Origin of the sequence: Actinobaculum sp. 313, from assembly GCF_003073475.1 — a bacterium.
Classification (GTDB): Bacteria; Actinomycetota; Actinomycetes; order Actinomycetales; family Actinomycetaceae; genus Asp313.
On the sequence record NZ_CP029033.1, the window covers coordinates 1599662 to 1610953 of the forward strand.

The following is an 11292-nucleotide window of genomic DNA, read 5'->3' on the forward strand; positions in this document are numbered from 1 at the left end:
AAAAGGGCATGGCGGTGCAGAATCAGTAGGCTCTTGAAGACCTCGTGCGGGGCTGCCCCAATGCATGCATGCAGACGAACGATATCCGCAAGGCTCTCTAATGGCAAAGTCGCGACGACCGTACCGGGGATCCCGCAGCGAAAGCAAGATCGGACTGTTGCCAGCGCCCAGAAGGTCGTCTGCCTTGTTGCCGACTCGGATGACAACGAGGGACAAGTTCCACTAGGGTAGGTGTGCCAGCATCATTTAGCATGCGTTTCAAAAATGGGGGAGGAGAACGGAACGTATGACGATTCAGAGTTGACAAAGTCAGCGTTCTCTCCGAGAGATAAACTGCAGAGATCACCAGTCACCAACTCGTTCAGAACGCTAAAAGATTCATGCCTTCCCACGGGCTCTAGGAGAATAAATGCAACACAACCGTTCACGTTTCACCAGCATCATCGCCATATGCGCTTTCGCACTCGGCGCATGCAGCACGAGCCCATCCGAGAGTAGCGGCAATTCCCCGCAGTTCTCCGGGCCATGGGCGGAGGAATTCGAGTCCGCCTATAACTCCACCGACTCGGAGTTCGCCAAGACAATCCTCTCCGACGGAGAGATCACAGAAGCCGAGATCAAAGAAGCCGAACAGGCCATGACATCATGTCTAGAGGAGAAGGGATACACAGACGTCGAGTTTTACTCTGACGGGCGATCGCAAAATGCTGTTCCTCCTGGAAAGGAAGACTCGGAAGAAGGGGATCGGCGCGCGTGCGAGCAATCCACCGGATATGATGCCCTGTGGATTTACTATGAGATCAAGGTCAACCCCAACAATGAGGACTGGGAGCCACTTGTCGTCCAATGCTTGAAGGACAACAATCTAGTCGAAAGCTCATTCACACCTTCCGATCTCGACCGCCTCTACGAGACCGGCGAGATCGAAAACCACAGAGACCAGGAAGAATGGACCAAGTGTGAAACTGATCCACTGGGGTTGGGCTAGATGATGAACAACGGCCACACACGAATTCTCTGGGGTCTTATCGGCCTGGCCTGTGGGATTGGATTGGGCGTCGCCGCGGGGGTGACCTTCCTCTCCCCCGCAGTTCCGACGTCGCTGGCAACGCCCGAACCCGTGACATCCGTTCCGGTGACCGAACGAGAATATGCCGATCAGCACACAGTCGAACTCGCTTTCACGGCCACGAGTGGTTCGGAAATCATGGCGCCCGCTGACGGCCGCGTCACGGCGAGCACCTGTTCACCAGGCAACACGCTCGACTCTGGAACCGCAACCTTCTTCATTGACGGAAAGGCCCTCATATCGCTGGCTACATCCCAGCCGTTGTGGCGAGACCTTCACCTGGGAGATTCCGGGGCCGACGTGAGAGCCTTACAAGAAGAACTCGTGCGGCTCGGCTACTCCTCTTCCACATCCGGCGTACTTGATGCCAATACACTCGCCGGCTTCAACTACATTGTGCGTGGTATCGACCCAACGGAGAAGAACCTCGAATCCATTGAACTCTCTCGTATCCTGTGGATCCCCGCCCCACAGGTCACCGTGGCTTCCTGCGAAGTCAGTGTGGGCGGCAACGCCCGCGCGGGCGAGCCGCTGGCGACTCTCCCCATCAGCGCCCAAGAAGCCCACATTCTCCAACTACCAACCAACGCCTCACCAGGGGCCCGCGTCGTCGTCATTGACGGAGAAGAAATACCGGTGGACGAAAAGGGCCGGATCAGCGATCCTGCCGTCCTCCAGCGTTTTGCCGCGACCAGCTCCTTCACCACCGCCGTAAGTTCCGAGACACCCACAATCAGTGCCAGTTATCGTTTGGCGACCCCCACGTCCGTCCTCGTCGTACCACCGGGAGCCCTCTACGACGTCGCCGGAGAACAAGCCTGCGTCGTCGGTGACGGTGAACCCATTGCGGTGGAAATCCGCGGTTCCGAACTGGGCGAGAGCTTCGTGCAGCTTGTGGGCGACGCCCCTACTACCCCTAGCGAGGTCGCAGCCGACCCCAAAGGATCACCCGCATGCAGGTAGACCTCAACGGGGTGGGCCACCGCTTCGGCACGCATCCGTGGCTGTTCCGGCACCTGACGGAACACCTGCTGCCCGGTCACATTTACGCTCTGACCGGCCCCTCCGGGTCGGGCAAATCCACGCTACTCTCACTGATTGCCGGATGGGAGAAACCGACCGAAGGATCTATCACCACCACCGGTATTCAGCGCACAAACTGGGTGTTACAGAATCCGCATGGAGTAGTCGGCCGCACCGCACGTGACCACGTCGCCTTCCCACTGCTGGCGCGCGGCCTCAGCGGCAAGGAAGCGGATCAAGCGGCCGAGGAGCTGCTAGCGCGTTTCCATCTCGGCGACGTTGCGGGGCAGGCCTTCCGTCATCTCTCCGGCGGCGAGGCGCAACGCCTCATGCTGGCCCGTGGTATCGCCAGCGACCCCGACCTGCTCCTCGTGGACGAGCCGACCGCTCAACTCGACTTACACACCTCGCGGGAGGTCAACGCCGCGTTGCATGAGCTGACCGCATGGCAGGACGTTATCGTCGTCATTGCCACGCATGACGAGCAGACTCGGGCCGCATGCACCGATGCCATTGACCTGCGCAATTATCAGGACGACGCCGCACGAGTCACCGCCGATGTACAGCGCGCTGAAACACCGGAGGATGCCTCATGACATGGCGTGCAATCTGCCGGGAAGCCTGGCGAAACGTCACCAGCCACACAACGAAGGCAGGGATTCTCGCCATCGTTTTTGCCCTGTTCTCCCTGGGCCTGGCAACAACGGACGCACTGACAACACGCCAACTGTTGGCGGACGCAACCACCTATCGCACAGTCGGTGCGTCAATCATGACAATTGAGGCTCAGGGGCGGATCGATGGCCCCGCCTGCAACGCCCTCGCCACGATACCCGGTGTACGCGCCTCCGGCGCCGTACGCACCACCCGAGAAAACCTCACCACCGCAGTTCTTCCCTCGGCTCCGATTCCCGTATTCGAGACAACCGCCGGTTTTCTCAATGTGATGGGCACCGGTGGAACCAGCGGCGTCGTTCTGTCCGCTGATGCACTTGACGCCGTCAAGCGAAACGTGGGGGACGAACTGAGCCTGCGCGATGGACGCAGCGTCACCATCACCGGCAGCTACGTGTATCCCAGTGATGGACGCAGCCCCGGTTTCGGCTATGCCGCACTCCTACCCGCCGCGCCAATCGAGCCCTTCGACCAATGCTGGGTGGATGTGTGGCCCGTCTCCCCGCAAACGCGCTCGCTGCTCAGTACAACCGTCAACCCCGATTCCTCCGCGCAAGCCGAGAATCCCACTGTTTCGCAACTCAATACCACGCTAGGTACGGGATTTGATGGCAATGCCCGCTTCGCCATGCGCATCACTCGCTTCGTACCGGCACTGGCGGCCGGCCTCGCTCTCGTCCTCGGATTCGTAGCCGTACGACGACGCCGCGTCGAGCTGTCCTCCAGTATGCACGCCGGGGCCACACGCGCCGCGCTTGGACTCATGCTGTTCCTTGAAACACTGGCCTGGGTGCTACCCGCATTGCTGCTGACTCCATTCGTACTTCACCTACTCGGCTCCGGCCTGCCGACGGGAGATACGGCCGCGCTTCTCACCACCAGCATGCGGACAGTGGCCCTCGCAGCATGTTCGGCGTACCTGGGCATATGTGCAGGCCTCTTATCCACACGGGAGAAACAGCTCTTCGCCTACTTCAAGGACCGTTAGGCCGTCCATGCATGGCTCGCGCGCGGTAGCAGTCATAAGCACCTGACCGGAGCATGGGCAGGGGATCCACGCTCGCGGGCGGCGCCAGTTCGGATCCTCTTCGTGCAACGCGACAACTGGATCCGCGCTCGCGCGAGCGCGGCAGCATGTCATAGCAGAACCCTCCACCCACGCAGCTATGCCACGCCCAGTTCGGTCTATTGCCGTGGCGTCGACCTCTTAGTACCCACACAGCAGCACTGAACGAGGGCACCGCGGTCACATAGACGGTCTACGGCGTGCCCAGCTTCTGTGAGAGAGTCACCCAACGATCCAAAAGATCGGATGCCGCTCCGGAATCGATGGTTTGCCGCGCGATATCAAGCCCGGCCGCCATCCGCTGGGCAAAGGAACCATCCGACACCCGCGTACCGTTTCGCGTACCGTCCGCCACCAGGGCCGCTGCCGCATTCAATGTGACGGCATCACGCACCGCACCCGTTTCACCCGCCAGCACACGCCGCGTCACATCGGCATTGAACGCCGCATCCTCGCCACGCAGATCTTCCACTGTGGCCGGCGCCAGGCCGAGCTCTTCCACGGCATCAAGTTCATACTCGGTAATATGGCCGTCGCGGATCTCCCACACCTGATTCGAGGTGACTGCTGACAGTTCATCCATGCCGTTCGCACCACGGAACACCAGCGAGGAGGTCCCCCGCTCCGCCAGCACGCCGGCGACGATGGGCGCGTGCCGCGCACTTGATACGCCGATCACGCAACGATCCGGCCGCGCCGGATTGGTCAGCGGCCCCAGCACATTAAAGGCCGTTGCCACACCGAGCTCGCGGCGGGCTTGCGCGGCAAAACGCATAGAGGGATGGAAAACATTCGCGAAGATAAAGGTAATGCCCAGCTCATGGAAACAGCGCTCAACACCCTCCACCGGCAGCATCAAGTTAACACCCAACGCCTCCAGGCAATCCGCCGCGCCCGAAGCCGAAGAACTCGCACGATTGCCGTGCTTGACCAAGGGCACGCCCGCAGCCGCAATGACCATCGCCGCCGTCGTGGAAATATTAACCGTGCGCAGACGGTCACCACCGGTGCCCACAATGTCCAGAACCGGCCCGGAAACGGAAATAGGCAGCGCGTGGGACAGCATGGCATCCGCCAGGCCGCGCAGTTCGGACGGGGTCTCCCCCTTCGCAGCCAGGGCGGTAAGGAATCCCGCCAAGACGACCGGCGACGTCTCACCCGACATCACCTGATCCATCGCCCATGCGGTGTCCTCGCTACTGAGATCTTCGTGGCTAATAAGCCTACTGGTGAGATCGGGCCACGACCGGGTATCACTCATGCCGCGAGCCTCTTCTCCAGAATGGCCGACACTGCGCCGGAAAGATCACGCGGATTAATCGGGTAGGGCAGGATTGCCTCTGCCCCCGACCAGCGGCCCAGCCATTCATCTTGTGGCCGCCCAATCAGAGCGATAAATGGAAGATCGGGGTCAACCTCGTCGTGCACCATCTTGCCGAGCCCCATGCCGCCGAGCTTTGGCGCTTCACCGTCCAGGATCAGCAGGGCGTAATCGCCCTCGCGCACCTCTTGCAGCACAGCGTCAGGAGTGGCCGTCTCCTTCCACACGATAGCGGGCAGACCCGCGCCCGCACGTCGCCCTACGGCGGAAAGAACCTCCTGCCGAGTGGTTGCGTCGTCCGAATACACGAGTATGTGGACCTTCGCCTGCTCCGCCGCCGGGGCGGCATGCTCTTCGGCCATGTGAACCTCCGTGGTTTCAAGGGACGGCCTTTGCCGGTGCAACACTTCTACATCTTAGCGAGTTTCTGTTCTTCGCGTATCCGGCTACAGCACCTGGGTCACCCCATCGTGCAAGGCACTGTGCTCGGCGCACAGCGCCTATGCTCCCAGCGATAACGCCACCGGGAGAATGTGAATGAGTCCATTTACTCACCCCACCCGACTTTCTATACTGGAATCTGTCCAGAGTTCCGGAGAATCGCCGGGACGGCAAATCCCGCAGCGCCGCTGCGGACAACCAACTAACGGAGACAACGTGGCAACCTATACGCTTCCCGAACTTCCCTACGACTATTCGGCCCTCGAACCACATATTTCCGGCAAGATCATGGAACTCCACCACGATAAGCACCATGCCACCTACGTGGCCGGTGCAAATGCCGCACTTGACGCATTAGCCGCCGCCCGCCAGGCCGATGACTTCTCGGCAATCAATCTGGCCGAGAAGAACCTCTCCTTCAATCTTGGTGGGCATATCAATCACTCAATCTTCTGGCACAATCTCTCCCCCAACGGTGGCGGCCGCCCAGAGGGTGAACTCGCCGCTGCCATCGATGACTCCTTCGGCTCCTTCGACGCCTTCCAGAAACAGTTCACGGCGGCGGCTCTCGGCCTGCAAGGCTCGGGGTGGTCGGTTCTGGCTTATGACTCCGTATCCGGAAGGCTCGTCATTTTCCAGCTCTTCGACCAGCAGAACAACGTTCCGGTGGGAACGATCCCCTTGCTCATGCTCGACATGTGGGAGCATGCCTTCTACCTCGACTACCTCAACGTCAAGGCCGACTACGTCAAAGCCTTCTGGAACATCGTGAACTGGGAGGATGCCGCGGCGCGTCTGGCAAGTGCACAAGCACAGGCCGCCGGTCTGATCGTGCGCTAAGTGCGCTAGGAACGTTCGCCCGGCGCCGTGGTCGCGACTGTGCGGCTGGCCGAAACATAACAGAAAGAGGCGGGGAGGTACCCCGCCTCTCTCGTTTTACGTCTTGGACCCTCGCTAACCCTGTGCGGCTGGGACGTACCCCAAGATGTCCACCACGTACGCCATTGCCGGTGTCATGAGGGTAGACCCGGAAGAGTCATCAGACTCCGGTATCAACAGCAAGACCCGCGAGCCGACCGGGATCCCAGCCAAAGAGTCCGTGATTGTTCCCTGGCCCAGAGGCAGGGTCGTCGGACCGGACTCAGCCGACTCCGATTCGTCATCGTCCTGCTTCCAGGTGTTCAGTGATAGTTCTTCATCCCACGAGATCGCGGCATAAGCAACGACGACCGCAGAGCCATCTTTCGCCACCTCTTCGCCGCTGCCGCGCGCAATGATCTGCGTCGACGCCTCCGTGGGAGCAGATTGCCCGTCCTTGACCTCCAGTTCGGTCACCGGCTGGCCAAGGTCTCCGGTGATTTCTACTGGTAGGTCTTCGTCGTTCATCTCAACGGCCGCATCAGCCTGGCCAGCACTCGTCGCATCCCAGGCGTTGACAACCTCGAGATAGAAGACGATGGTGTCGTCAGCCTCGATGCCTGCGGAGGGCTGGCCGCCCTGCGGCCCGTATCCCAGCTCCGGCGGGACAGACAGAATCACCTTGTCGCCGACATGCCTCCCCTCCAGTCCGTACTTCCATCCATCGACGAGGCCGGACAGAGCGAAAACTGCCGGTGCCCCTCGGCTGAACGAGGAGTCAAATGCCTTATCGTTCTGCCACACCTGCCCCTCGTAATTGACCATCACAAGAGAATCCGCAGTTATCTCGGCACCGTCTCCCTCTTCAAGCACTGAGAGTTGTAACTGCTCCGGGGGAGGAGAATCGGGAAACTCCAGCACCGGCAGGCCGTCGCCATCTTCACCCAACGTCGGCATGCCCTTGTCGGAAACGAGCACATCAACGGGTGACGATCCCACGCTGGGGGTTGCGGAAGGGGTAGAAGCCGCGGAGGTAGTCGTGTCGGCGCCACTACTGTTCTCGGAATCATCGGCTGAGCCACAACCGGCGAGGGACGCGGCCAAGGCCATGGCCATCACCGTGGCCAGTACGCGTTTACTCATGAAATGCCTATCGGTTTGCAGGGAAAATCCAGTTCAGGCCAGCGCGATCAGTGGAAGGACTCGCCGCAGGCGCAAGTACCGACGGCGTTGGGATTATCGATCGTAAAGCCCTGCCGTTCAATGGTGTCGGCAAAACCAATCGTCGCACCATCAAGATAAGGCTTTGACATCTTGTCGACGACGACCCCGACGCCGTCGAAATCACGCACGGCGTCGCCATCGAGAAGACGCTCATCAAAGTAAAGTTGATACATCAGGCCGGAGCAGCCACCCGGCTGCACCGCGATACGCAGACGCAAGTCATCACGCCCCTCCTGCTCCAGTAGGGACTTCACCTTGGCGGCCGCATCAGCGGTCAAGGTGACATTGTGAGTTGCCGTATCAAGTGTCTCTGTCATTGCTGTCCTCCAGCATGCAATTGGTGTACCAGGTCAGCCTAACGCGACCAAGCCCCACCATGCCAGAGCCTCGCCGCCGCATTCGGCCACCATTTGTAACGCGGCCGCGGCTTTTCGGCATTCCGGCCCCAGTTTCGCCCGGAGAATTTACTTCGCCACACGTTACCGGTCTCGCTACACCGGGCAACTGCGTCCCTTGGCTCGTCGTGCGTCTTCGGTTTCATGTACCGTGCGAATGACAGCAAGCGGATGACGCCCCTGCCTGCTTTTTCGGCCGACCGCCGCTATGAGCGAAGTCCGCCGTCAGGCATCCCACCCCCAAGTGCGTGCGACACGCCCCGTCACGCTCCACAACCTCTCCTGCAACTCATCTCCCGGCAGCTTCGCTCGTGTGCCCGTCACCGCGACGTCGTCCCCCGACTCGGCATATTCTCGCTGCCGACCGACGCCCCGCCACGCCTCCTCGGGACGCAACTGGTAGGCGCCGTCCAAGCCCATGCGGGGAAGCTCGCCCCGGCGCAGCGAACCGGAATCGTAGATGACAACGATGGGGATCGCTGCTGCAGATGCAAGTTCAATCGCGGCTTGCAAACCTGAGGGAATACTCTCGTCGATTGCTGCACACGCGTAGACGAACAGATCCGTGAGGCGCGCCTCCTCACGCAAACGCTCGCTGACGGTGGCACATCCGACGGACATGAGGCGGCCCCCTAAGGAGTCAAGTATGAAACCGACTCCGCTAGCCGCACCGCTGAAAGGTCCGCGTTCCGGTCGGTCGGTCTTCTGTTCGCCATGTAACGGCAGCAACGGCCGAGTATTCGCCCTCGCCGCCGCTGCCTCGGATACATCCTGCGCCACGGCGCCCATAGCACGGGAGAATTCCTGGGCACGTTCGGGATCCATCCCCCGATATGCCCATGTTCGTGCGACGCCCGAGAAACCGAGCAAGCGCTGCTCCCCTGACGCCAGTACCACAAGATCGACGTCGGAAAGGACTTCCGCAGCCCGTTCAAGCGCGGGTGCCAGTGCGAACGGAACCGGATCTGTGGCGGTCCACCCGGATGATAACCGCACATCGGCCAAGCTCGCGAGCATCCCCAGCCCCATATCCGTGCAGTAGCCGGGTGCCGGGAGCGCCACCACGATGCGCTTCGCTCCATTCGCGCACGCCCACGCAAGGTCCTCACCCACGGCCATGCTCGACTGCAAAGCGCCGGTGGCGGGCGCGTCGTTCAAGAACTGACTGTAGTCAAGCACCACAGTGTCACCTGCCCGGAAGGCGAAACGCCGACTGTCAGCCCTACCAAGCGGATACTCTGTGGGCTCCTTCAACAAGGCTTCGGGCAGGCCGGAACCCACGAAGGGAACCGAAACACCGTCCGACACGGGGTAGGCGGTTATGCGATCAGCAGGGCGCTGCGCAAGCCATCCCGTTCGTGCCAACTCGGCCACTTCGGTGCCGGTGAGGCCTGGCAGGGGCGAACATGCCAGTAACACTCTCATGACGCTACGACGCCGACTCGTGCCGTGACAGTGGCCCATGCCGTGACACGGCCTAGGGCGGTAACACTGGCTTGTGCTACTAGGCCGGGCCGTAGTGCCACTCGACCGCCTCGCAGTACCGACCGCGCCGCGAAGTCACTCGGCATCACGATGCCAAATCCCCGCCCAGTCGCGCCAGAAGTGTTGCCTCAGCAACGATGGCACGACGCCAATCATCCAGGTGCAACGACTCGTTATGTGAATGCGCCCGCGTGTCCGGATCCTCGATTCCCGTGACGAGTATCTCCGCCTTCGGAAACACTTCGGCCAAGTCCGCAATGAAGGGGATGGAACCTCCCACCCCGATATCGACCGGCTCGGTCTGCCATGCGCGCCGCAACGCCTCCCGTGCCGCCGTCGACGTCGGCGTTTCATCAGCCGCCTTGAATGCCGGGCCGGTCTCTGTCACCGTCGCAACGACGCGCGCGCCGAACGGGGCGTGTGCTTCCAGGTGCTCGACCAGTGCACGCCCGGCGCGCTCCGGATCGTCACCGGGGGCGATGCGCAGTGACAACCGCGCCGTGCACGATGGAATCAACGTATTCGATGCTTCCGCGCAGCTGGTGATGTCCATACCGATGAGGCTGATGGCTGGCTGCGTCCACAGCCGGGAAGCTATCGTGCCGTGCCCGGCCAGCTGTACGCCGTCCAGCAGTCCCGCATCGGAACGCAGGGTCTCTTCGGTGTATTCGACGGCGGCCGCGTCATACGAGACCAAACCTGACACCGCCACCGATCCGTCGTCGCCGTGCAGCGTAGCCAACAGGCGTGTCATCAGCGTCGGTGCGTCGAGAATTGGTCCGCCATACGCTCCCGAGTGGAGCGCATGATCCAGAACATCAACGCGAACGGTTACATCGACGACTCCCCGCAGAGATGTCGTCAGCGACGGCACACCGACCTTCCAATTGCTCGAATCGGCCACGACGATGACATCGGCACGGAGGCGATCACGATAGGTTTCGAGAAATGCGCGAAATGTCGGCGAGCCGACCTCTTCTTCACCCTCAACGTAAAGCGTCACGCCCAAACCTGTATCGCCCAGAGCGGCCAAGGCACCCATATGCACCATTACTCCGGCCTTGTCATCTGCCGTTCCCCGGCCGTAGAGCCGACCATCGCGTTCAACCGGCTCAAAGGGATCGTCCTGTGCCCATCCCGCAAGAGATCCCTGTGGCTGAACATCGTGGTGAGCGTAGAGCAGCACCGTGGGTTTACCCGGAGCGGCCTGCCTATGCGCGAGCACCGCGGGGCGCCCCTCTTCACCGGCGGAGGTGACAAGCTCGATGACCTCGGCGTCCAGGCCGCGCTGTCGCGCCAGGGCCGCAACCGCCTCGGCACTGCGACGTACCTGGCTCTGGTCGAATGATGGCGACGAGACGGACGGTATACGCACTAAGCTTTCAAGCTCGGCACGGGTATCGGGCAACTGCGCGTCAACCCTCGACGCGATTTCCTCAAAAGTACTCACTCACCTAGCTTACCGCGCTGCCCAGGGAATACCCGGAGACACCAGGGAGTACGGGGAGACACCAGAGGGTACACGGAGACTGCGGAGGGAAGTCCTCGCCGTGGAGCCATATGCTGTTCCCGCTCGCTCGGCCTCTTCGTGGAAATGGAGCTCGCCGCGCCCTGCACGTACACTGTGAAAGTGGCGGCTACTCTCCACGCGGCGTGGTAGTCTGCCCCGGGGCCAGTCGGGTGCGATTGAACATCCGCCTCGGCTTGGCACCCAGTAATACAACGGCAAAGTAAT

The 11292-nt window shown here is 61.4% G+C and carries 11 protein-coding genes; 5 read left to right on the forward strand and 6 right to left on the reverse strand.

All coding sequences use genetic code 11. From position 1 onward, the window contains the following. Positions 1-409 precede the first annotated feature (409 nt). Genes DDD63_RS06930 through DDD63_RS06945 form a run of 4 tightly spaced genes read left to right on the forward strand, consistent with a single transcriptional unit; the run spans position 410 to position 3755 of the window. Entirely contained in the window at positions 410-988 is a 579-nt protein-coding gene (locus DDD63_RS06930) for a hypothetical protein (protein WP_108715757.1), read from the forward strand. Further along, complete coding sequence (locus DDD63_RS06935; protein ID WP_108715758.1) at positions 989-2032, forward strand: hypothetical protein; 1044 nt, start codon at positions 989-991, stop codon at positions 2030-2032. Next, positions 2023-2688 carry an ATP-binding cassette domain-containing protein gene (locus DDD63_RS06940; protein ID WP_108715759.1) on the forward strand — a complete coding sequence of 222 codons (666 nt, stop codon included), beginning with the start codon at positions 2023-2025 and terminating at the stop codon, positions 2686-2688. Before DDD63_RS06935 ends, DDD63_RS06940 begins: the two co-directional genes overlap by 10 nt. Beyond that, positions 2685-3755 (forward strand): hypothetical protein, encoded by a 1071-nt coding sequence (locus tag DDD63_RS06945; protein WP_108715760.1) that lies wholly within the window; start codon positions 2685-2687, stop codon positions 3753-3755. Before DDD63_RS06940 ends, DDD63_RS06945 begins: the two co-directional genes overlap by 4 nt. A 271-nt stretch (positions 3756-4026) precedes the next feature. On the opposite strand, the gene trpD is transcribed toward DDD63_RS06945, so the two are convergent. Together trpD and DDD63_RS06955 are read right to left on the reverse strand one after the other, a co-directional pair. Beyond that, on the reverse strand, positions 4027-5094 hold the full coding sequence (gene trpD / locus DDD63_RS06950) for an anthranilate phosphoribosyltransferase (RefSeq protein WP_108715761.1): 1068 nt from the start codon (positions 5092-5094) through the stop codon (positions 4027-4029). Beyond that, positions 5091-5516, reverse strand: a complete 426-nt coding sequence (locus DDD63_RS06955; RefSeq protein ID WP_108715762.1) for a hypothetical protein — start codon at positions 5514-5516, stop codon at positions 5091-5093. Before DDD63_RS06955 ends, trpD begins: the two co-directional genes overlap by 4 nt. Before the next feature lie 295 nt (positions 5517-5811). On the opposite strand from DDD63_RS06955, the gene DDD63_RS06960 reads away from it, so the two are divergent. Next, a complete protein-coding gene (locus tag DDD63_RS06960; RefSeq protein WP_108715763.1) occupies positions 5812-6435 on the forward strand; it encodes a superoxide dismutase in 624 nt (207 codons plus the stop codon). Between the two features lie 114 nt (positions 6436-6549). On the opposite strand, the gene DDD63_RS06965 is transcribed toward DDD63_RS06960, so the two are convergent. The 4 genes from DDD63_RS06965 to DDD63_RS06980 all read right to left on the reverse strand — a co-directional run bounded on the left by DDD63_RS06965 (position 6550) and on the right by DDD63_RS06980 (position 11007). After that, positions 6550-7596 carry an FKBP-type peptidyl-prolyl cis-trans isomerase gene (locus DDD63_RS06965; protein ID WP_108715764.1) on the reverse strand — a complete coding sequence of 349 codons (1047 nt, stop codon included), beginning with the start codon at positions 7594-7596 and terminating at the stop codon, positions 6550-6552. Positions 7597-7643: 47 nt separating this feature from the next. Next, entirely contained in the window at positions 7644-7994 is a 351-nt protein-coding gene (locus DDD63_RS06970; protein WP_108715765.1) for an iron-sulfur cluster assembly accessory protein, read from the reverse strand. Positions 7995-8297: 303 nt separating this feature from the next. Next, on the reverse strand, positions 8298-9497 hold the full coding sequence (locus tag DDD63_RS06975) for a glycerate kinase (protein ID WP_164505485.1): 1200 nt from the start codon (positions 9495-9497) through the stop codon (positions 8298-8300). Between the two features lie 145 nt (positions 9498-9642). Further along, positions 9643-11007, reverse strand: a complete 1365-nt coding sequence (locus DDD63_RS06980; RefSeq protein WP_108715767.1) for a dipeptidase — start codon at positions 11005-11007, stop codon at positions 9643-9645. Between the last annotated feature and the right edge of the window lie 285 nt (positions 11008-11292).

Coding starts and splice junctions, on each gene's coding strand:
- DDD63_RS06930 (WP_108715757.1), top strand. CDS start 410: ATGCAACACAACCGTTCACGTTTCACCAGCATCATCGCCATATGCGCT.
- DDD63_RS06935 (WP_108715758.1), top strand. CDS start 989: ATGATGAACAACGGCCACACACGAATTCTCTGGGGTCTTATCGGCCTG.
- DDD63_RS06940 (WP_108715759.1), top strand. CDS start 2,023: ATGCAGGTAGACCTCAACGGGGTGGGCCACCGCTTCGGCACGCATCCG.
- DDD63_RS06945 (WP_108715760.1), top strand. CDS start 2,685: ATGACATGGCGTGCAATCTGCCGGGAAGCCTGGCGAAACGTCACCAGC.
- trpD (WP_108715761.1), bottom strand. CDS start 5,094: ATGAGTGATACCCGGTCGTGGCCCGATCTCACCAGTAGGCTTATTAGC.
- DDD63_RS06955 (WP_108715762.1), bottom strand. CDS start 5,516: ATGGCCGAAGAGCATGCCGCCCCGGCGGCGGAGCAGGCGAAGGTCCAC.
- DDD63_RS06965 (WP_108715764.1), bottom strand. CDS start 7,596: ATGAGTAAACGCGTACTGGCCACGGTGATGGCCATGGCCTTGGCCGCG.
- DDD63_RS06970 (WP_108715765.1), bottom strand. CDS start 7,994: ATGACAGAGACACTTGATACGGCAACTCACAATGTCACCTTGACCGCT.
- DDD63_RS06975 (WP_164505485.1), bottom strand. CDS start 9,497: ATGAGAGTGTTACTGGCATGTTCGCCCCTGCCAGGCCTCACCGGCACC.